The organism is Allokutzneria sp. A3M-2-11 16, from assembly GCF_024213555.1.
GTDB lineage: Bacteria > Actinomycetota > Actinomycetes > Mycobacteriales > Pseudonocardiaceae > Allokutzneria.
This window is the reverse complement of sequence record NZ_JANAVO010000001.1, coordinates 2,844,118-2,864,581: the sequence shown is the minus strand read 5'-3', so window position 1 is coordinate 2,864,581 and position 20,464 is coordinate 2,844,118. Positions and strand designations below refer to the sequence as shown.

Annotated in this window: 23 protein-coding genes; 15 read left to right on the top strand and 8 right to left on the bottom strand. The window is 70.9% G+C overall.

Annotated features, from left to right (window positions below):
• Window positions 1-7: 7 nt before the first annotated feature.
• Window positions 8-88, top strand: coding sequence for a putative leader peptide (locus NLX83_RS42235; RefSeq protein WP_371504170.1), 81 nt, complete (start codon window positions 8-10; stop codon window positions 86-88).
• 47 nt (window positions 89-135) lie between these two features.
• On the top strand, window positions 136-1,428 hold the full coding sequence (locus NLX83_RS14345) for a dicarboxylate/amino acid:cation symporter (RefSeq protein WP_254235328.1): 1,293 nt from the start codon (window positions 136-138) through the stop codon (window positions 1,426-1,428).
• A gap of 10 nt (window positions 1,429-1,438) precedes the next feature.
• Here NLX83_RS14345 and NLX83_RS14340 read toward each other — a convergent pair whose 3' ends face one another.
• Window positions 1,439-2,134 (bottom strand): hypothetical protein, encoded by a 696-nt coding sequence (locus NLX83_RS14340; protein ID WP_254235327.1) that lies wholly within the window; start codon window positions 2,132-2,134, stop codon window positions 1,439-1,441.
• 161 nt (window positions 2,135-2,295) lie between these two features.
• Between NLX83_RS14340 and NLX83_RS14335 the strand changes: the two genes are divergently transcribed.
• From NLX83_RS14335 to NLX83_RS14290, 10 genes are all read left to right on the top strand, one after another.
• Complete coding sequence (locus NLX83_RS14335) at window positions 2,296-4,119, top strand: ATP-binding protein (protein WP_254235326.1); 1,824 nt, start codon at window positions 2,296-2,298, stop codon at window positions 4,117-4,119.
• 11 nt (window positions 4,120-4,130) lie between these two features.
• On the top strand, window positions 4,131-4,388 hold the full coding sequence (locus NLX83_RS14330) for a hypothetical protein (protein WP_254235325.1): 258 nt from the start codon (window positions 4,131-4,133) through the stop codon (window positions 4,386-4,388).
• Window positions 4,389-4,458: 70 nt separating this feature from the next.
• Window positions 4,459-4,935: a DUF1707 SHOCT-like domain-containing protein gene (locus NLX83_RS14325; protein ID WP_254235324.1), complete on the top strand. Its 477-nt coding sequence runs from the start codon at window positions 4,459-4,461 to the stop codon at window positions 4,933-4,935.
• Window positions 4,928-5,368 carry a DUF1707 SHOCT-like domain-containing protein gene (locus NLX83_RS14320; protein ID WP_254235323.1) on the top strand — a complete coding sequence of 147 codons (441 nt, stop codon included), beginning with the start codon at window positions 4,928-4,930 and terminating at the stop codon, window positions 5,366-5,368. The genes NLX83_RS14325 and NLX83_RS14320 overlap by 8 nt, the downstream gene beginning before the upstream one ends.
• 36 nt (window positions 5,369-5,404) lie before the next feature.
• Window positions 5,405-5,974, top strand: coding sequence for a DUF1707 SHOCT-like domain-containing protein (locus tag NLX83_RS14315; protein ID WP_254235322.1), 570 nt, complete (start codon window positions 5,405-5,407; stop codon window positions 5,972-5,974).
• Between the two features lie 4 nt (window positions 5,975-5,978).
• A complete protein-coding gene (locus tag NLX83_RS14310; RefSeq protein WP_254235321.1) occupies window positions 5,979-6,518 on the top strand; it encodes a GNAT family N-acetyltransferase in 540 nt (179 codons plus the stop codon).
• A 22-nt stretch (window positions 6,519-6,540) separates the two neighbouring features.
• Window positions 6,541-7,122 (top strand): DUF3558 domain-containing protein, encoded by a 582-nt coding sequence (locus tag NLX83_RS14305; RefSeq protein ID WP_254235320.1) that lies wholly within the window; start codon window positions 6,541-6,543, stop codon window positions 7,120-7,122.
• 59 nt (window positions 7,123-7,181) lie between these two features.
• A complete protein-coding gene (locus tag NLX83_RS14300; RefSeq protein WP_254235319.1) occupies window positions 7,182-7,652 on the top strand; it encodes a transcriptional regulator in 471 nt (156 codons plus the stop codon).
• A 32-nt stretch (window positions 7,653-7,684) separates the two neighbouring features.
• On the top strand, window positions 7,685-8,737 hold the full coding sequence (locus tag NLX83_RS14295; RefSeq protein ID WP_254235318.1) for a PPE domain-containing protein: 1,053 nt from the start codon (window positions 7,685-7,687) through the stop codon (window positions 8,735-8,737).
• Window positions 8,734-9,534 carry an ESX secretion-associated protein EspG gene (locus NLX83_RS14290; protein WP_254235317.1) on the top strand — a complete coding sequence of 267 codons (801 nt, stop codon included), beginning with the start codon at window positions 8,734-8,736 and terminating at the stop codon, window positions 9,532-9,534. The genes NLX83_RS14295 and NLX83_RS14290 overlap by 4 nt, the downstream gene beginning before the upstream one ends.
• Before the next feature lie 27 nt (window positions 9,535-9,561).
• On the opposite strand, the gene glpD is transcribed toward NLX83_RS14290, so the two are convergent.
• A complete protein-coding gene (glpD, locus tag NLX83_RS14285) occupies window positions 9,562-11,325 on the bottom strand; it encodes a glycerol-3-phosphate dehydrogenase (protein ID WP_254235316.1) in 1,764 nt (587 codons plus the stop codon).
• Window positions 11,326-11,562: 237 nt separating this feature from the next.
• Between glpD and NLX83_RS14280 the strand changes: the two genes are divergently transcribed.
• Window positions 11,563-12,297, top strand: coding sequence for an MIP/aquaporin family protein (locus NLX83_RS14280; RefSeq protein WP_254235315.1), 735 nt, complete (start codon window positions 11,563-11,565; stop codon window positions 12,295-12,297).
• Window positions 12,298-12,338: 41 nt separating this feature from the next.
• Window positions 12,339-13,853 carry a glycerol kinase GlpK gene (gene glpK / locus NLX83_RS14275; protein WP_254235314.1) on the top strand — a complete coding sequence of 505 codons (1,515 nt, stop codon included), beginning with the start codon at window positions 12,339-12,341 and terminating at the stop codon, window positions 13,851-13,853.
• Between the two features lie 78 nt (window positions 13,854-13,931).
• On the opposite strand, the gene NLX83_RS14270 is transcribed toward glpK, so the two are convergent.
• Together NLX83_RS14270 and NLX83_RS14265 are read right to left on the bottom strand one after the other, a co-directional pair.
• Window positions 13,932-14,114 carry a hypothetical protein gene (locus NLX83_RS14270; RefSeq protein WP_254235313.1) on the bottom strand — a complete coding sequence of 61 codons (183 nt, stop codon included), beginning with the start codon at window positions 14,112-14,114 and terminating at the stop codon, window positions 13,932-13,934.
• Window positions 14,115-14,382: 268 nt separating this feature from the next.
• The gene (locus NLX83_RS14265) at window positions 14,383-15,786 is read right to left on the bottom strand and encodes an NAD(P)H-quinone dehydrogenase (protein ID WP_254235312.1); all 1,404 of its coding nucleotides are present in this window, start codon (window positions 15,784-15,786) and stop codon (window positions 14,383-14,385) included.
• Window positions 15,787-15,918: 132 nt separating this feature from the next.
• Between NLX83_RS14265 and NLX83_RS14260 the strand changes: the two genes are divergently transcribed.
• Window positions 15,919-16,374 carry a gamma-glutamylcyclotransferase family protein gene (locus NLX83_RS14260; protein ID WP_254235311.1) on the top strand — a complete coding sequence of 152 codons (456 nt, stop codon included), beginning with the start codon at window positions 15,919-15,921 and terminating at the stop codon, window positions 16,372-16,374.
• Here the strand turns inward: NLX83_RS14260 and NLX83_RS14255 are convergent.
• The 4 genes from NLX83_RS14255 to NLX83_RS14240 form a co-directional block, all read right to left on the bottom strand.
• Window positions 16,323-17,243 (bottom strand): hypothetical protein, encoded by a 921-nt coding sequence (locus NLX83_RS14255; protein ID WP_254235310.1) that lies wholly within the window; start codon window positions 17,241-17,243, stop codon window positions 16,323-16,325. The genes NLX83_RS14260 and NLX83_RS14255 overlap by 52 nt on opposite strands.
• 145 nt (window positions 17,244-17,388) lie before the next feature.
• Complete coding sequence (locus NLX83_RS14250; RefSeq protein WP_254235309.1) at window positions 17,389-18,651, bottom strand: M20 family metallopeptidase; 1,263 nt, start codon at window positions 18,649-18,651, stop codon at window positions 17,389-17,391.
• Entirely contained in the window at window positions 18,648-19,868 is a 1,221-nt protein-coding gene (locus tag NLX83_RS14245; protein WP_254235308.1) for a M20 family metallopeptidase, read from the bottom strand. The genes NLX83_RS14250 and NLX83_RS14245 overlap by 4 nt, the downstream gene beginning before the upstream one ends.
• A gap of 332 nt (window positions 19,869-20,200) precedes the next feature.
• Window positions 20,201-20,452 carry a hypothetical protein gene (locus NLX83_RS14240; RefSeq protein ID WP_254235307.1) on the bottom strand — a complete coding sequence of 84 codons (252 nt, stop codon included), beginning with the start codon at window positions 20,450-20,452 and terminating at the stop codon, window positions 20,201-20,203.
• Window positions 20,453-20,464 lie beyond the last annotated feature (12 nt).

Here is a 20,464-nt window from a genome sequence, read left to right as displayed (position 1 = left end):
GGGCGCGATGAAGATTCCTCGGCTTCTGCTCACCAGGCGCCTGCACGTCGATCTGCGACGGCAGGCGAGTTCGCTCTGTCCTGGCTGACCCGCCCCGACACCGAACCCCGTTCCCTTACACGCCAAGGAATCCCCGTGCTCAAGAAGATCCCCTTCTGGGTCCAGATCGTGGCGGGCCTCGTGCTCGGCATCGCGCTGGGCGTGATCGCCAGGGTCGGCGACCTGACCTGGCTCGGCACCGCGCTGAGCACGATCGGCGGCACCTTCGTGCAGCTGCTCATGCTCGCCGTGGTGCCGCTGGTGTTCACCGCGATCGTGGTGAGCATCGCCAACCTCCGGCACATCAACGGCGGGCCCGGCACGGTCGCCAGGCTGACCGGCAAGACCCTGCTGTGGTTCGGGATCACCTCGCTGATCGCGGTGCTCGTCGGCATCGCGACCGGGCTGGTCAGCAACCCCGGCCAGGGCGTCGCGCTCACCCCGGACACCGGTTACACGCCGAAGACGCAGGGCAGCTGGCTCGACTTCCTCAAGGGGATCATCCCGAGCAACCCGGTCGACGCGTTCACCTCCAACGGCAAGGTGCTGCAGATCGTCTTCCTCGCCGTGGTGATCGGCATCGCCGCGTACAAGGTGGGCGAGAAGGCCGAGCCGTTCGTCGCGTTCAACCGCTCGCTGCTGGAGGTCGTGCAGAAGGCGCTGTGGTGGGTCATCCGGCTCGCCCCGCTCGGCACCCTCGGCCTGATCGGCAAGGCCGCCTCCCAGTACGGCTTCGACCTGCTCCGTCCACTCGCGACGTTCGTGATCGGCGTCTACGTCGCGTGCGCCGTGGTGCTGTTCGTGGTCTACCCGGTCCTGCTGCGCGTGGTCGGCAAGGTCAGCCCGGCGAAGTTCTTCGCCAACGCCTGGCCCGCGATCCAGCTGGCGTTCGTGTCCCGGTCCTCGATCGGCACGCTCCCGCTGACGCAGCGCACCACCATCGACAACCTCGGCGTGCCGAGGGAGTACGCGAGCTTCGCGGTGCCGTTCGGCGCGAGCACCAAGATGGACGGCTGCGCGGCGGTCTACCCCGCCATCGCCGCGATCTTCGTGTCGCAGGTCTTCAACGTGCCGCTGTCGCTGTGGGACTACGTGCTGATCGCGTTCGTGTCCGTGGTCGGTTCCGCGGCCACCGCCGGGCTCACCGGCGCCACGGTGATGCTCACGCTGACCCTGTCGACGGTGGGCCTGCCGCTGGCCGGTGTCGGCCTGCTGCTGGCGATCGACCCGATCCTGGACATGATGCGCACCGCGACGAACGTGGCGGGCCAGATGGTCGTCCCGGTCCTCGTCGCGCGCAGCGAGGGCACCCTGGACGACGAGGTCTACAACGCGCCGCGGACCGACGTCCTGGACTCCGACTCCGACTCGGAACCGGTCCCGGCCTGACCCCAGCTCGTCAGCACTTGCGCAGCGCGGACTTCGCGGGCGCGAGTGCTGAGGGGTATCCGGGCAGCCGGTCCAGCCTGTTCACCGTGGCCGTGCAGCCCATCTGCTCCGTCTCGGTCGACCACACCTCGATGAAGTAGGCCTCGCAGAGCGTGGCCCCGCTGCCGCAGCGGCTCTGCGCGGTCACCAGCTCGGCGACGCCGTTGCCGTCCACGTCGTGCAGGTTCATCAGGCCCGCGGTGGCCACGTAGGCCGACTGCGCGCGCTCCCACGCCTCCGGACCGCGCACGAACAGCTCCCCGGTCACGGTGTCCCCGGCCTCACCGGAGACCAGGCAGACCGCGGTGCGGCCGGGGGCGCAGCTCAGCGACTGCGGGGTCAGCCGCGCCGAGTACTGGCCGATGGTGACCTCGAAGATGCTGTGCGCGTTGTCCCGCCCCACCCGGATGCGCCCGTTGCCGCCGTTCTTGTCGGTCAGCAGCTCGATCTGGTCGCCCTCGATGCGCTGGGTGGCCAGCACCTTGCACGGCCCGGTGTTGCAGTAGAGCTGTCCCTGGGCCGCGGACGTCGTGGTGGGCGAGGGTCCGGTGCCGGGCGGCGAACCGTCGTGGGTCCAGCGCAGCGCGGCGACGGCGAGCAGGGCCGCGACGGTCACCACCGCGCTGGCCCACATGGTCACGACGACCGACTTCGGCGCGGACGACACCTCGCACACCCCCTTCGCCTGAATGGTTACCGGCTGGAAACAGCAACTGCAACGACGCCTGCGCGACACGTGAGGTTGCTCTCCAGTAGCACCCCTCACCTGGACCCTAGACTCGCCGACGCGCCAGTCTGTTGACCGACGCGTCGTCACGAGGAGGTGCGGTGTCAGTGCGCAGCGACACGCAGGGGCGAGCCATCACCAAGGTGCTCGTAGCCAACCGCGGCGAGATCGCCGTGCGGGTGATCAGGGCCTGCCGGGACGCGGGACTGGCCAGTGTGGCCGTCTACGCCGACCCCGACCGCGACGCGCCCTTCGCCAGGCTCGCCGATGAGGCGTTCGCGCTCGGCGGCAGCACCGCCGCGGAGTCCTACCTCAGCGTCGACAAGCTGCTCGACGTCGCCAAGCGCGCGGGCGCCGACGCGGTGCACCCCGGCTACGGCTTCCTCTCCGAGAACGCCGACTTCGCCCAGGCCGTCATCGACGCGGACCTGATCTGGATCGGGCCGACGCCCCAGGCGATCCGCGACCTCGGCGACAAGGTCACCGCGCGGCACATCGCGATGCGCGCGGGCGCCCCGCTGGTGCCCGGGACCAAGGAGCCGGTCAGCGGTCCCGACGAGATCATCGCCTTCGCCTCCGAGCACGGGCTGCCGATCGCGATCAAGGCCGCGTTCGGCGGCGGCGGCCGCGGCCTCAAGGTCGCCCGCACCATGGAGGAGATCCCGGAGCTCTTCGACAGCGCGGTGCGCGAGGCGGTCGCCGCCTTCGGCCGCGGCGAGTGCTTCGTGGAGCGCTACCTGGACAAGCCCCGCCACGTCGAGGCCCAGGTGCTCGCCGACCAGCACGGCACCGTGGTCGTGGTCGGCACCCGCGACTGCTCGTTGCAGCGCAGGCACCAGAAGCTGGTCGAGGAGGCCCCGGCGCCGTTCCTCAGCGAGGAGCAGCACCGCGGCATCCACGAGGCCGCCCGCGCGATCTGCGCCGAGGCGGGCTACCACGGCGCGGGCACGGTGGAGTTCCTCGTCGGCCTCGACGGCACGATCTCCTTCCTGGAGGTCAACACCCGGCTCCAGGTCGAGCACCCGGTCAGCGAGGAGACCACCGGCATCGACCTGGTGCGCGAGCAGTTCCGCATCGCCGCCGGGGAGAAGCTGCGGTTCACCGAGGACCCCGCCCCGCGCGGGCACTCGATCGAGTTCCGGATCAACGGCGAGGACGCGGGCCGCAACTTCCTGCCCGCGCCCGGCACGGTGACCACGTTCGTCGCGCCCTCCGGCCCCGGGGTCCGGGTGGACGCGGGCGTGGAGTCCGGCAGCGTGATCGGCGGTCAGTTCGATTCGTTGCTGGCCAAGCTGATCGTCACCGGTGAGACCCGGGAGCAGGCCATCGAGCGGGCCCGGCGCGCACTGGACGAAATGGTCGTCGAAGGCATGGCGACCGTGCTCCCGTTCCACCGCGCTATCTTGCGCGACCCGGCGTTCACCGCCGAAGATCCGCTTGCGGGATCGAGCATCGGCACAGCTGAACGCTTCGCTGTTCATACTCGGTGGATCGAGACGGAGTTCGACAACACCATCGAGCCCTTCGGCGGCGCCGCGGGCACCGAGGACGTCGAGATCCCCCGGCAGAGCGTGGTCGTCGAGGTCGGCGGGCGCCGCCTTGAGGTCACGCTGCCCGGAGACCTGGCGCTCGGCGGCAACGGCGGTGGCGCGGCCGTGAAGGCCAAGCCCCGCAAGCGTTCCGGCGGCAAGGCGGCCGCTGCCGCCTCGGGTGACGCGGTCGCCGCGCCGATGCAGGGCACCATCGTCAAGGTCGCCGTCGAGGACGGCCAGCACGTCGAGGCGGGCGACCTGCTCGTGGTGCTGGAGGCGATGAAGATGGAGAACCCGGTCACCGCGCACAAGGCGGGCACCGTCGCCGGGCTCACCGCCGCCCCGGGCGACCCGATCGGCCAGGGCGTCGTGCTGTGCGAGCTGAAGGACTGAAAGAGTCCACAGTGGACGTTTCGCATCAGCTGCTGGTCGTGTTGCACGACAAGGACGAGGCGCAGGACCTCGCCGAGGAGATGCTCGCCGCGGGCTGGGTGCCGTGCACGGTCCACCGCGAGCTGCTCGCCGGGGAGGACGACGCCGAGGACGCGGACTGGCTGATCCTGGTGGAGACGACGCCGGACGGCCTGCCCGCGATCCACGAGCAGGACGAGCTGGAGTTCCTGGCCGACCGCTACGGCGGCTTCGTCACCGACGCCGGGTGACCACCCGGATGAGGTAGTACTGGCCGATCGGCCGAGGGGCGGCGCGGTCCGGCTGGCTAGCGTCGTGCGCATGACGCAGCCGCTGGACCCGCAGACCCGCATCGGCGACACCGAGAGGGCCGAAGCACAACGGATGCTCGCCGAACACCTGGAAGCGGGCCGACTCACCACGGAGGAGTACGGGGAGCGCGCCGCGCTCGCCGGTACCGCGAGGTGCACCGCCGACCTGCTGCCGCTGTTCGCCGACCTGCCCGGCCACCACCGCCCCGCGGTGCCCGTGTCCTTCGCCCCGCGACCGCAGCAGCAGCACGGGGTGCGCTCCGAGGTCAGCGGGCCGATCCAGGCCCTCGCGATCTCCGCGGCCGTGTTCATGATGGGCTGCGTCGGCGCGTTCGGGCTGACGGTGCTCACCGGGATGTCGTTGCGCGGGATGTTCGAGCTCGTCGCGGTGGCCGGGGTGCTGTCCTCGATGCTCTTCGTCGCGCTCGGCCTGGTGCGCATGCTGCGGCCGACTCCCTCCCGCCCCTACGATCAGCAGGGTGGGTGACTCTTCCTTCCCGGACGTCCGGATCGGCGATGTCGAGCGCGCCGACGCGCAGCGCCTGCTGAACGAGCACCTGACCGCGGGCAGGCTGACCCCGGAGGAGTACGGCGACCGCGCGACGCAGGCCGCGGGCGCGCGCACCCAGGGCGATCTGCTCCGGCTGTTCACCGACCTGCCCGCGCCGCACCCGGCCTTCGGGATGCCGCGTTCGGCGGACGCCTACACCCCGCCGCCCCCGCCGGTGGCCTACGAGCCGCGGATCGAGCACCCGCCCGCCAAACGCGGCCCCAGCACGTGGATGATCGCCGCGATCACCGTGCCGATCATCGTGCTCGGCGTCGTGGTCACCATCCTCGGCACGTTCGGCTCCACCTCGTTCCTCATCGGGCTCGTCGTGGTCGGTGTGGTGTTGCTCCTGCTGTTCGGCGGAGGCTGACCGCCGCGGGTCGCCGCGCGCCTACCATTCGTTCTTGTGAGCGAACCCGATCCCTCCCTGCTCCGCGTCGGCGACACGGAACGGGAAGCCGCCGTCCAGGCCCTCGGCAAGCACTTCACCGCCGGGCGGCTGGACGTCGACGAGTACGGCGAACGGACGGCGAAGGTCACCACCGCGCGCACCCAGGGCGAGCTGTTGGCCGTCTTCACCGACCTGCCGGAGCCGCACCCCGACCTCAGCGGGCTGGTCCCCCGCGCTGCCGCGACCACAGTGCCCGCGGTGGCCGGGGACGCCGAACTCGACGTGCCGGGCATGACGAAGGCGCAGCGGGTCACCGCGGGCGTCATGGCCGTGTCCTGGGTCGCGATGGTGCCGCTGTTCTTCATCCTCGGCACCTGGATGGTCTTCCTCGCCCCGCTCGCGCTGTCGATCTTCCTCGGCGCGGTCTGGGGGCCGAACTGGAACGACCCCCACGAACGCGCGAAGCAGGCGCGCAAGCGGGCGAAGAAGCAGCTCAAGCACCGGGAGATGCGCGAGCACCACCGGGAGATCCACGACCGGCACCGCGAGATGCGGGACCGGCGGCGCTCCGACGACGAGGACTGACCGCGTGGAGCCGATCGAGATCAACGCGGGCGACCACTACCTGCGGGCCCTGCGCGCGGACGACCGCATGGACGACCGGCCCGCGCTGGTGACCGCGTTCGCCGACGAGGCGATGCGCCGCTGGATCTACCACTACAGCGTGCCCGACCTGGAGGCCGCCGGGCGCTACGTCGCACTGCGCACCCGGGAGTGGGCCGACGACGAACGCTGCTCGTGGGCGGTCGCGGAACCGACCACGGGCGAACTGCTCGGCGAGGTCGGGTTGAAGAACCTCGACCTGAACGCGGGCACCGCCGAGGTCGCGTGCTGGACGCACCCGCTGGCCAGGGGCCGGGGTGTCGTGACGACGGCGCTCGGTGCCGCACTGCGCTTCGGCTTCGGGGCCCTGGAGCTCAAAGAGATCCGCTACGCCCACGCAGAGGGCAACACGGCCTCCGCCAGGGTCGCCCACAAGTGCGGGTTCACCCTGCTCGGCCAGCTCCCCGGCGAGACCGAGGTCGACGGCGAGCCCGCCGCGCTGGTGGTCTGGCGGCTCCGGCCGTAGGGGCGTCGCTACGGTACGTCGCATGCGCGCGCTCGGAGCCCTCATCGCCATCCTGCTCCTCGCGGGGTGCACGGCGGCTCCGACCGACGGCACGCGGCAGAAGCGGACGCGGGTGGACGAGCCGCTGCCGACGACGACGCCGATCACGCTGCCGCCCCGGCCGCGCGAGGTGAAGCTGGACCGGGCCGACCCGTGCAAGCTGCTGACCTCGGGGCAGCGCAGGGAACTCGGCATGGACCGGCCGCCGCAGCCGGGCCGCAACCCGAACATGGGCGAGGCCAAGGTCTGCGACTTCCGGGACAGCACGCGGGCGCTCTCGGTGCGGATCGGCCTGGTGCTGATCCAGGGCGTCGAGGTGTGGCTGGACGAGACCGCGCAGGCCGACGTGACGCAGACCCAGATCGCGGGCTTCCCAGCCGTCGTGGTGCGCACCGCCGCCCAGACCGCGTTCTGCAACGTCGACGTCGACGTCGCGGCGGGGCAGTTCCTCGACGTCCAGTTCGGCAACTCCGGCAGCGCTCACCCGCCGTCGCTCGAGCAAATGTGCTCTCGCGCTCAGGAGGTTGCCCAAGCCGCCATGCGCACCCTGATCAGCGCAAAGTGAATGACCCTGAGCGGTGAGTGACTAGCCCGGTCCGGGGTTCGTCACGGGAACCGTTCCAAGTGATCACGCACAGTCGCTACAGTGACCCCGGCAAGACGTCCGCGCGCAGGGATCGGGAGTGCACTGTGCCGTTCTCCAACGCCCCGAATGGCGACCTGTCCCGCCGGCTCGCCGATTCGGAGGCGATCTCCGGTGGTTCCGGGCAGCAGCGGATGAAGGTCGAGAAGACCGCGATCCCGACGATGCGCAAGGCGTTCCAGCGCGCGCTGGACCGGCTCACCCCCGAGGTCGGCCAGGCCCGGTCCGACCTGCGCATCCGGCCGTGGGCCGGGGACCCGGTCAGCGCCGAGGCCGCCGCCAAGTTCAACGACCGCTCCATGGACAGCGGTGAGGCCGCGCTGGGCGCCCTCGAGGGCTACCAGCAGCAGCTGAACAACGCCGTGCTCGCCCTCGACCAGATCGAACGCGGCTACCGGCGCATCGAGAGCGGTAACCGGGACCTGATGAACGACAAGCAGTCCGGCTGCTGAACCCCGACTTCCCGGTTGCAGGAGGCGAAGAGATGAACGCCGACCACCGCTGGCAGGGCTACTCGCACGAGGAGCTGTACCGGCAGTTGCACAGCGGGCCCGGCCCGGCCGCGTCGGCGGCCTCGATCCGGCGCTGGTCGGAGATGTCCAAGGCGCTCGAAGAGATCGACAAGGACATCAAGGAGGCGCTCGCCAGGGGCGGTTCGGCCTGGGAGGGCAAGGCGGCCGACGCGGCCCAGGGCAAGCTCAGCCCGCTGGTGCAGTGGGCGCGCGACGCCAAGACCGGCGCCGAGGTGATGCGCCTGTCCGCCGAGCAGCAGGCCGAGCACGTCGGCAAGGCCCGCGCCGACATGCCGCGCCCGGTCAAGGTCAGCGCCGAGCAGCCCAACGCGCTGGTGTCCGGGTTGGTGCACCTCTTCGGCGGGCAGACCGACTACGAGGTCCAGGAGGCTTCCCGGTCCGCGGCCGAGCGCCAGGCCGTCGAGGTCATGTCGGCCTACCAGTCCAAGACGACCAGCAACACCAGCACGCTCGGGCAGTTCACCCAGCCGCCGCAGCTCTCCGTCGAGCCGATGAACCCGCGCGTGGACGGCGCCCCCGTTCCCGGGCACGGTCGTCCGGTCACCCGGCCGAGGGGCGGCTCGCTGCCCACGCAGCGCACGCCGGTCAACCGCGGCACGACGAGCCAGCCCACCCGGCCGACCACCGGCGCACCGGCCGCGAAGCAGATCACGCCCGGCCCGCGCGCGGTGACGCCGACCGCCGCGCACGTCAGCCCGCCGCCCGGGGTGCGCCCCGCCGCCGCGCTGCCCGGCGTGCCGTCGCTGTCCCCGGCTCCGCCCTCCGCGCCGTTGGGCGTGGTCACCCAGGCTTCCGCGGTCTCCCTCCCCACCCCGCAGGCCCCGCCGCCGAGCAGTTACAGCGTGATCGGCGTCGAGCAGGCCCAGTCCGGCACCGCGCTGTCGGGGGTCTCGGCCCGGCGCGAGGAGGACCGCGAGCACCGCAGCGCCGACTACCTGGTCGAGACCGAGGACATCTTCGGGGACTCCTTCCTCGTCGCCCCGCCGGTGATCGGGGAGTCGTGACCCTGTTCGGCGAGGCCCCGGCCAGGGAGGTCGTGCTCTCCTCGGTGGAGTTCGACGTCCTCTGGAACCACCTGGGCCTGCCGGAGATGCCGCTGGTGATCAAGGTCCCGTCGCCGGGCAAGACCCACCAGGAGCGCGCGGAGCTGGAGCACGCCGTGTGGGACGGCATCGGCGAACGCGGCCTCGGCAGGCCGATCCGGCTCGACGCCGAACTGGAGCGGATGCTCGAAGTGCTCGCGGTCCCGGACCGCGAGGTCGACGGCCGGGTGTGGCTCGGGCACAGCGTCCGGGTGCTCTGCGCGGCCCGCGGCGGCGACGGAGTGCTTGCGGTGCTTGAAGGTTCACAGCTCAAGCTCCGGCAGACCGCCGACTTCGGGCTCCCCCGCCTCGCGCTGTCGGTGCTGCCCACGCTGCCCGCCGGTCCCGGCCGGTCGATCACGCTGCCCAGCTCCGAACTGGACGCCGCGGCCGCGCAGGCCGGGAACTCGGTCGAGGCGCTCGAAGCCGCGCTGCGCCAGTACGGGGTGCGCGCCGAGGACGCCCACGCACTGTCCACTGTGGTCGGTGAGGTCGGCGATCGCGGCCAGTTCGGCGTGGCGGCCCGGGACGAGCGCGGCAAACGGCAGCGCGCGGACCGCGTGATCGCCTTCTTCGACACCCCGGCGGGGCGCTACCTCCAGACCCGCAGTCCCTCGCCCAGCGGCGTTCCGTGGAGCACGATCTCGCCCGCCGACATCCGCAGGCTCACCCAGCACCTGGACGAACTGCTCACCGAACTGACCGATCCCGATCTGTAGGTCACCCCGCAGATCGGGATCGACTCGTCAGTTCGCGGCGGGCTCCAGCATCTGCTGCCGCGCCTCCGGGGCAGCGGTCCGCTTCGCGTCGGCGGCCTGGTCGTCGGGCTGCGTCTGGGAATCCCGCTCCGCCTCGACCCGCGCGGTGTAGACCTCCACCTCGCGCTTGATCGTCTTGTCGTTCCAGCCGAGCACGCCCGCCATCAGCTCGGCCACCTTCTCCGCGCACTCCACACCGCGGTGCGGGTACTCGATGGAGATCCTGGTGCGCCTGGTGAGCACGTCCTCCAGGTGCAGCGCGCCCTCGTGGCTGGCCGCGTAGACCACCTCGATCTGGAGGTAGTCCGGCGCGCCGGGCACGGGCCGCAGCAGCTCCGGCTTGCCGTCCGCCTCGGCCAGCACCTCGTGCACCAGCGAGCCGTAGCGGTCGAGCAGGTGCCGGACCCGGTACGGGTGCAGGCCGTGCTTCGACGCCAGCTGGTCGGCCTGGTTCACCAGCGCGTGGTAGCCGTCCGCGCCCAGCAGCGGCACCTTGTCGGTGATCGACGGCGCGATCCGGCCGGGCAGGTCCACCGCGGCGGCGTTGATCGCGTCGGCGGCCATGACCCGGTAGGTCGTGTACTTCCCGCCCGCGATGGCCACCAGGCCCGGCGAGACCCGGGCGACCGCGTGCTCGCGGGAGAGCTTGGAGGTGTCGTCGCTCTCGCCGGAGAGCAGCGGTCGCAGACCCGCGTAGACACCCTCGATGTCGTCCTTGGTCAACGGCGTCGCGAGCACGGTGTTGACCTGGTCGAGGATGTAGTCGATGTCCTGCTTGGTCGCGGACGGGTGCGCCAGGTCCAGGTTCCAGTCGGTGTCGGTGGTGCCGACGATCCAGTGGTTGCGCCACGGGATCACGAACAGCACGGACTTCGTGGTGCGCAGGATCATCCCGCTCTCGGAGACGATCCGGTCGCGCGGGACCACGATGTGCACGCCCTTGCTCGCCCGCACCCGGAACCGGCCGCGGCTGCCGGAGAGCTTCTGGATCGCGTCCGTCCAGACACCCGTGCAGTTGATCACCGCGTGCGCCTGGACCTCGGTCTCCGCACCGGTCTCCACATCGCGCACGCGCACACCGCAGACCCGGTCGGACTCGCGCAGCATCCCGATCACCTGGGTGGAGGTCCGCACGACCGCGCCGTAGTGCGCCGCGGTGCGGGCCACCGTCATGGTGTGCCGGGCGTCATCGGCCTGCGCGTCGAAGTAGCGGATGCCGCCGATCAGCGCGTCCCGCTTCAGCGCGGGCACCATGCGCAGCGCGCCCGCCCTGGTGAGGTGCTTCTGGCCGGGCACCGACCGCGCCCCGCCCATCGTGTCGTAGAGCATCAGGCCGGCAGCGGTGTACGGCCGCTCCCAGATCCGGTGCGTCAGCGGGTAGAGGAAGCTCACCGGCTTCACCAGGTGCGGCGCCAGCCGGGTGAGCATCAGCTCGCGCTCACGCAGGGCTTCTCGGACCAGACCGAACTCCAGTTGCTCCAGATAGCGCAATCCGCCATGGAAAAGCTTGCTGGAGCGGCTCGACGTCCCGGACGCGAGGTCGCGCGCCTCGACCAGGGCGACCCGCAGGCCACGGGTGGCCGCGTCCAGCGCGGCGCCCGCACCGGTGACACCACCGCCGATCACCACGACGTCGAACTGCTCCGAACCGAGCTGCTGCCAGCTCCGCTCCCGGTCGGCCGGGCCGAGCTCGGCCGCGCCGACCGAGGACGCCGTCCTGCCGGTCGAACCTCGTGATTCCCGCTTCGCCACGCGGCATCGCCTCCCTGAGCCCGGCGCGTATTGGACCAGCAATCACGCTACTCGGCAGTCCGATCGGACGAACACCCATGTCATCGGGGTAACGGAATCACTCGGTTCAGAAACAAGTCGTGGACATCCACTCGCTCGCGGAAGTACGGTCCGCCGAGTTCGAGGATGCGCCGCCGCAGCCCTGACGTGGGTCGCGCTGCCGCATGCGGGTCCGGGTAGCGACACAGAGGGGCTGCGATGACTGGCGGAGAAATCTTCGTCTGGGAACTGATCGGGACGGCGATCCTGATCCTGCTGGGTGCCGGAGTGGTGGCCAACGTCACCCTGAAGGACTCGCTCGGCCACAACGGCGGCTGGCTGCTGATCAACTTCGGCTGGGGCTTCGCGGTCTTCGCGGGCGCCAGCATCGCGGCCCCCAGCGGTGCGCACCTCAACCCCGCGGTCACGCTCGGCCTCGCGGTGGCCGAGAAGGTCGAGTGGGGCACCGTGCCGATCTTCATCGCCGGGCAGATGGTCGGCGCGTTCCTCGGCGCAACCCTGTGCTGGCTGACCTACAAGCTCCAGTTCGACAACCACGACGCCCCGGAGAACACCCTCGGCATCTTCTCCACCGGTCCGACCGTGGACAACAAGCCGTGGAACGTCGTCACCGAGGTCATCGGCACGTTCGTGCTGGTGCTCTGGATCCTGCTGAGCCCCGGCGCCAAGACCGTCGACGGCGTGCTGTCGCTTGGCAACTCCGCGCTCGGGTACGCGGCCGTGGCGTTCCTGGTGATCGGCATCGGCAACTCCCTCGGCGGGCCCACCGGCTACGCGATCAACCCGGCCCGCGACCTCGGTCCGCGCATCGCCTACGCGGTGCTGCCGATCAAGGGCAAGGGCGCGGCGAACTGGGGCTACTCCTGGGTTCCCGTTGTCGGCCCGCTCATCGGCGGCGCGCTGGCCGGCCTGCTCGCGCTGGCCCTGGTCTGACCCGCCCACTCCCCAGCCAACGCAGAAAGGCGAGAGCGCAGATGACGCAGTACGTGGCAGCGATCGACCAGGGGACAACCTCCACCCGCTGCATGATCTTCAACCACTCCGGCCGGGTCGTCTCCTCCGACCAGGTGGAGCACGAGCAGATCTTCCCGAAGGCGGGCTGGGTCGAGCACAACGCCGAGGAGATCTGGGAGAACACCCGCCGGGTCGCCGCGGGCGCGCTGGCCAAGGCCGACCTGACCACGGCCGACGTCGTCGCGGTCGGCATCACCAACCAGCGCGAGACCGCGGTGGTCTGGGACCGCACCACCGGCAAGCCGGTCTACAACGCGATCGTCTGGCAGGACACCAGGACCGACAAGATCTGCGACCGGCTCGGCGCGCTCGGCGGCGGGCAGGAGCGCTACCGCACCAAGACCGGCCTGCCGCTGGCCACCTACTTCTCCGGCCCCAAGATCGCCTGGATCCTGGAGAACGTCGAGGGCGCGCGGGCCAAGGCCGAGGCGGGCGACCTGCTCTTCGGCAACATGGACACCTGGGTGCTGTGGAACATGACCGGCGGGGTCGACGGTGGCGTGCACGCCACCGACCCGACCAACGCCTCGCGCACCCTGCTGATGGACCTGGACACGCTGTCCTGGGACGCCGGGATCGCCGAGGACATGGGCATTCCGCTGTCCATGCTCCCGGAGATCCGCTCCTCCTCCGAGGAGTACGGCAAGGTCCGCGAGCGCGGCGCGCTGGCCGGGGTGCCGATCGCCGGCATCCTCGGCGACCAGCAGGCCGCCACCTTCGGCCAGGCGTGCCTGTCCCCCGGCGAGGCCAAGAACACCTACGGCACCGGCAACTTCGTGCTGCTCAACACCGGCACGGAGAAGGTGCTCAGCGAGAACGGCCTGCTCACCACCGTCTGCTACAAGATCGGTGACAACGCCCCGGTGTACGCGCTGGAGGGCTCCATCGCCGTCACCGGCTCGCTGGTGCAGTGGCTGCGCGACAACCTCGGCCTGATCAGCACCGCCGCCGAGGTGGAGGAGTTCGCCAAGACCGTCGAGGACAACGGCGGCGCCTACATCGTCCCCGCGTTCTCCGGGCTGTTCGCGCCGTACTGGCGCTCCGACGCCCGCGGCGCCCTCGTCGGCCTCACCCGCTACGTGAACAAGGGCCACATCGCCCGCGCGGTGCTGGAGGCGACGGCGTTCCAGTCGCGCGAGGTGATCGAGGCGATGAACGCCGACTCCGGTGTCCCGCTGACCTCGCTGAAGGTCGACGGCGGCATGGTGGTCAACGAGACGCTGATGCAGTTCCAGGCGGACATCCTCGGTGTCCCGGTGATCCGCCCGGTGGTCAACGAGACCACGGCGCTCGGCGCGGCCTACGCGGCCGGGCTGGCGACCGGGTTCTGGGCCTCCGAGGACGACATCCGGGAGAACTGGGCCCAGGACAAGCAGTGGGACCCGGCCATGGACGACAAGCTCCGCGACCGGGAGTTCCGCAACTGGAAGAAGGCCGTCACCAAGACCTTCGACTGGACCTCCGACGAAGACTGAGCCGACTGAGCCGACTGACTCACAGCAAAGGAAAAAGGGGCGCCCCGCCACCGGGACGCCCCTTTTCCTTGCGGTGCTTCAGTTGTCGCCCTGCGAACGACTGCGGTAGGTGGCCACGACGACACCGCCGCAGAGGCCCAGTGCGAGTACGCCGAACAGCACGGCGGTGATCAGCTCACCCGCGACCGAGGCCGAGGGGACGAGAAGGAAAACGGCGATCGCGGCCACGACAAGGCTCGCGAGCGCGGTACGAGCGCGCACGAAGTACTCCCGGAATTGATCATGAAACGAATCCGGCCCCCTGCCGAACCCGTGCACTGACGAAGACGCGAGTACCTCGCCGGTCGTTGCCGACTGTGACCCATCACCAAGCACGGCAACCGAATCGGCCGCCGCGACGTGTTCATGCCTTGGGCCGCACCGTGAAACTGCTTCAAGGGCTCATCGGCGGACGCCACGGCCACCGACGAGAGGCGGGCGATCGGCGGTCAGGTTCGGCCGAAGCTGATCTTTTCGGGCGGGGCCGATCTCAGTCCAGGTCGTCGTGCCGCATCAGGCGGCGACCCGCCTCGGTGATCGTCCCGGACAGCGACGGGTACACCGAGAACGTGAACGCCAGGTGCTCGACCGTCAGCTGGTTCTGCACCGCGAGCGCGATCGGCAGGATCAGCTCGCTGGCCGTTGGCCCCACCACGACGCCGCCGATCACCACACCGGTCTGCGGTCGGCAGAAGAGCTTCACGAAACCGCGGCGCAGGCCCTCCATCTTCGCCCTGGCGTTGGTGGCCAGCGGGAGCATGATCGTGCGCGCGGGCACCTTGCCGGAGTCGATCGCCTCCTGGCTGATGCCCACGGTGGCGATCTCGGGGTGCGTGAACACGTTGGCGGCGACCGTCTTGAGCTTGATCGGCTGCACGCCCTCGCCCAGCGCGTGCCACATCGCGATGCGGCCCTGCATCGCCGCGACCGAGGCGAGCATCATCAGCCCGGTGCAGTCACCGGCCGCGTAGACGCCGGAGACGTTGGTCCGCGAGACGCGGTCGACCGGGATGAACCCGCCCTTGCCCAGCTCAACGCCGACGCTCTCCAGGCCGATGTCGCCGGTGTTGGGCACCGAGCCGACCGTCATGAGCGCGTGGCTGCCCTCGACCATCCGCCCGTCCGCCAGGTAGACCTGCACGCCGTCCTTGGTCCGCTCGACCCGGTCGGCGCGCGCGTACTTGATCATCGCGGTGCCGCGCTCGGTGAACACGTCCTCCAGCACGGCCGCGGCGTCGGCGTCCTCGTGCGGCAGCACCCGGTCCCGGCTGGAGACCACGGTGACCTTGACACCCATCTCGGTGTAGGCCGAAGCGAACTCCGCACCGGTGACACCGGACCCGATCACGATCAGGTGTTCGGGCAGCTCCGGCAGGTCGTAGATCTGGCGCCAGGTGAGGACCCGCTCTCCGTCCGGCTGCGCGCCGGGCAGGATGCGCGGGCTGGCCCCGGTGGCGATCAGCACCACGTCGGCGAGCAGCACCTCGGAGTTGCCGTTGAGCATCTCCACCGCGATCCGGTGCTGCGCGAGCCCCGGCGCGTCGTCGCAGAAGCGGGCCCGGCCGGACAGGATGCGCACGCCCTCGCGCTGCAACCGCGCCCGGACGTCGGCGGACTGCGCCAGCGCCAGGCCGCGCACCCGGCCGTTGACGACCGGCAACTCCACACCGACCTCGGCGTCATCGTTGCGAATGCCCAGCTCGTCGGCGGCTCGGAAGGCCGCGCGCGCCCCGGAGGAGGCGATGAAGGTCTTGGAGGGCACGCAGTCGTAGAGCACGCACGAGCCGCCGACACCCTCGTCCTCGACGACGGTGACATCGGCACCGTGTGGCGCTGCGACCAGTGCCGCCTCGTACCCGGCAGGTCCGCCGCCCATGATCACAATGCGGGTCACGGATGAATCCTCCTAGAGCACTGGCTGTCAACGCCGAGCGCGTCAACCGTACGCGGTACCCGAACGGTGCGAGCCGGGTGTCCGCGTGCCCGATGGGTCCCATCCGTTGATCGAGGTCGCTACTCTGTCCTCGTGCCGCTCTACGCCGCCTACGGCTCCAACATGGAACCGGACCAGATGAAGCAGCGAGCCCCGTACTCGCCGATGTCGGGGACCGGCTGGCTCGTCGGCTGGCGACTGACCTTCGGCGGTGAGGACCTGGGCTGGGAGGGCGCGCTCTCCACCGTCGTCGAGGACCCCGACTCGCAGGTCTTCGTCGTGCTCTACGACGTCAGCCCGGAGGACGAGACCCGTCTCGACCGCTGGGAGGGCAAGGAGCTGGGTCTCTACAAGAAGATCCGGCTCCGCGTGCAGACCCTGGAGGGGTCGACGCTGGCCTGGTTGTACGTGCTCGACGCGTACGAGGGCGGCCTGCCGTCGGCCAGGTACCTCGGCGTGGTCGCGGACGCGGCCGAGGCCGCGGGCGCCCCCGCCGACTACGTCAGCGACCTGCGCACCCGCCCCTGCTCGGGCCTCGGCCCCACCTGATCCCAGCCGCGCCGCCGGAACGCGGCCCGCAACCGGGCCACCAGGGCGGTAGGCGCCCGCAGATCGGCGGGCCCGGCCCAGATGCCGATCCAGCCCGGTTCGGCGAGCACCCGATCCTGTTCGGCGTCCGGCGGATGCCGCCCCGGTTCGCGGTAGCCGAGCGCGATCCGCAACTCCGGCCACGCCAGCTGCACGCTCCAGTCTCGCTCCGGGATCTCGTACTGCACCTCGGGCACCGGAAAGCCGTGGTCGACGACGAGCCACCGCAGCGCGCTCTCCTCCGCCGTCCGCGCCCGTTCGGTGATCAGGCCGACCATCGACAGCGCACGGGCGACGCCGCGCCGATCGCCGCGCTTGCCCAGCCGCTCCCGGAGCTGCTCCCGGAAGGCCGGTCGCAGGTCCTCCGGCAGTGATCGCATCAGCTGGTCGGCGCAGGCGAGCGCGGTGTGCTTCGGGCCGGTGCACAACAACTCGGCGAAGACGAGGTCCGGGGCCAGCACCGGCAGCTCGTCCAGCTCCACCACGTCCTCCCGCCCGAAGGCAGCGTGCCGGACCAGCAACCCCGGCCTGCTCCGCGCCAAGCGCCCGTGCGGGACGGTGACGCACACCCGCCGCGTGTCCGCCGCGGTGCAGCCGTACATCGCCGCCGCGGTGAACCCGGAGAGCACGGCTTCCGGTCCGATGACCATCAGAGCCGCGCTGGCCATCGTCTTCGGGTCGCCCATCCGTTCTCGCGAAACGATGACGCCACGCCAGGGCTGGACGAGCCTGCCGTGCCGCAGCGCGTAGCGCAGTCTGTTCTCGCCAAGGGCGTTCAGGACGGAGCGGTGGCTGTACGCCCAGTGCCAGGGGTCCGGTCGATTCGGCATGCATCGACCATGCGCCCTCGCCGGACCTCGTGATGCCGAGATCGGCCGGTCTGTGGACAACTGCCGTCGTTGTGGACAACTAGGCGCACGTGCCCAGGGAAAAGGGGCGGCCGGTTCGCACCGACCGCCCCTTTTCCCTGCTTGATCAGGCCAATGAGGTGAGCGCCGTGTGCACCATGACCCGGACCCCGGCGAGCAGCGCGCGCTCGTCCAGGTCGAAGGTCGGCTGGTGCAGGTCGCGCTGCGGGCCGTGCCCCGGCCACACGCCGAGGCGCGCGAAGGACCCCTCCACGTGCTCCAGGTACCAGCCGAAGTCCTCACCACCGGAGGACTGCTCGGTCCCGGCCAGCGCGTCCTCGCCGAGCGCGGCGAGCACGCCGGAGCGCAGCAGCCTGGTGCTCTCCCGCTCGTTGACCACCGGCGGCACGCCGCGGCGGTGCTGCAGGTCGAAGCCGACGCCCATCGGGGCGAGCAGCGCGGTGATCAGCTCGCGGACCAGCGGCTCCAGCTCGGCCCAGGTGTCCCGGTTGCCGGTGCGCAGGGTGCCGCGCAGCACGCCCTCCTGCGGGATGGCGTTGGCCGCCTCGCCCGCCTGGACCGCGCCCCACACCAGGACGGTGCCCGAGCGCGGGTCCACCCGGCGGGAGAGCAGCGTGGGCAGGCCGGTGATCACCGTGCCCAGCGCGTGCACCAGGTCCGCGGTCAGGTGCGGGCGCGAGGTGTGCCCGCCCGGCGAGGTCAGCCGCAGCTCGATCAGGTCGCTGGCCGAGGTGATCGCGCCGACCCTGGTGCCGACCCTGCCGACCTCCAGGCGCGGATCGCAGTGCAGGCCGAAGATCCGCTCCACCCCGTCCAGCCCGCCCGCGGCCAGCACGTCCAGCGCGCCGCCGGGCATGACCTCCTCGGCGGGCTGGAAGATCAGCCGGATCCGGCCGGGCAGCCCTGGCGCGTGCGCCAACGCCAGCGCGGTGCCCAGCAGGACCGTGGTGTGCGCGTCGTGCCCGCACGCGTGCATGACTCCGTCCACAGTGGACGAGAACGGGTTCCCGGTGCGCTCGGTCAGCGGCAGCGCGTCGATGTCGGCGCGCAGCGCCACGCAGCGCGGCCCGGACCCGATGTCGCAGATCAGCCCGGTGCCGATGGGCAGGACGCGGGGCTTGAGCCCGACGGACTCCAGCTTGTCGGCGAGGAACTCCGTGGTGGCGTACTCCCGCCGGGAGAGCTCCGGGTGGGCGTGGATGTGCCTGCGCCAGCTGACCACGTCCTGGGCGTGGAGCTGCATCCAGGCGTCCAACCAGGACGGCCCACGTCCAGCGCCGAGATCCTCCACAGCGGACATCGTCGCGCCGGAGCCGGTGATCAGCACGTCGGACTGGGGGTAGTCGGGACGGGAGTCGAGGACGGTCACGCGAAACCTCCTGCTGCCGCCGCACCTGCGGCGACCCGACCGTGGAGACGGTCCGCGACCCCGGAGAGCAGGCGGGCGCGCTGCTCCTCGTCGGTCGCGGCGGCGACGGCGGTCCACGCGAGCGCGAGGGCACCGTCGAGCACCGCGCGATCGGCTGATGCCGACACGCAGGCCGCGGCGAACTCGGGCTGGTGGTTGACCGCGTCTCCACAGTCGATGGCGATGGTGGGGTGAATGCCGGGCAACGCACGGGTGATGTTGCCCATGTCAGTGCTCCAGAGCTGCCGCTTCCGTTCGGTTTCCGGGTCCATGGGTACCCGGCCCAGTTCGGAAATCGACCTTCGATATGCCGAGGCCAACCACCGGTCGGGGTTCAGCTCGGCGTAGATGGCTGAGATGTGGGTGACCTCATGAGTGCAGCCCGTGGCGACGGAACCCGCCTGGAAACAGTCCCTGATCCGCTTTTCCAGCCTGCTCAGCGAGTCGAGATCCGTCGCACGGAGATAGAAGACCGCGGCGGTGTCCGCCGGGACGATGTTGGGCGCCGCGCCGCCGTGGGTGACGATGCCGTGCACCATCTGGCCGGGCTCCAGGTGCTGGCGCAGCAGCCCGATGGCGACCTGCGCGACGGTGATCGCGTCGGCGGCGTTCAGCCCGAGGTGCGGGGCCGCGGCGGCGTGCGAGGTCCGGCCCGCGTAGCGCACCTCGATGTCGGCGATGGCCAGCGACGTGCAGGCGACGGACTCCTCCGGCGAGGGGTGCACCATCATCGCCAGTGCGACGTCGTCGAAGACCCCGGCGTCCAGCAGCGCGACCTTGCCGCCCCCGACCTCCTCGGCGGGCGTGCCGACGAGCTTGACGGTGATGCCGAGCCGGTCGGCGACCTCGGCGAGGGCGAGCGCGGCTCCGGTGGACGAGGCGGCGATGACGTTGTGGCCGCAGGCGTGGCCGACCTCGGGCAGCGCGTCGTACTCCGCGCACAGGCCGACGACCAGCTCACCCGAGCCGTAGGTGGCGGTGAACGCCGTCTCCAGTCCGCCGACGCCGTGCTCGACGGCGAAGCCCTCGCGCTGCAGGACGTCAGCGACCCTGGCGGCCGCCCGGCGCTCCTGATAAGCGAGTTCGGGGTCGGCGTGGATGGCGTGGGAGAGCTCGACAAGCGCGTCCGCATGCCGCTCCACGGCGGAGCGGCACTGGGCCTTGGTGTCGGTGCTCATGTGCATCCATCCTGCACCATGCACTCTTCATAGGTGATCAAGAAGTGGCCTGGCGCGGTTGCCGGTCGCCACGCTGCGCCGAGTGGAGCAGCCGACTTCGGTCTGGCTGTATCCGGATAACCGGTCACGGCATAACGCTTCCACGAAGTGGAGCGCTATGACCCGCCTATCGTCAACGAAGTCGGAACGATTTCAAAGCCGGTTTACATCGTGGGAAAAACAGTACTCCCGTACTGAGAAGAACGGTTACCGGCCGGTCACCCGAGGTAACCGCGCAATAATGCGCAATTGCCGTGCCCACGGTTGCACGATTGTGTGACACCCGACCCGGATCAGGTCTTCTGCGCCCGCTTGCGAATGCGGCGGCCGATCACCACGGTGCCCAGCAGGACAACCGCGATGATGCCGATGGTCACGCGGTTGCGGTCCTCCTGCGCCGCGGGCGGCTGTCCCGCGGGCGGCGCCGACGTGGTGGGCTGCTGCGCCAGCTCCTGCCCCGGCAGCGCCGAGGAGACCGGCGCGACGGCGAGCAACGCCAGCACCCCGAGCAGGGTGATCACGATCGCTCGACTCGCTGCACGCATGACTGCCTCCTC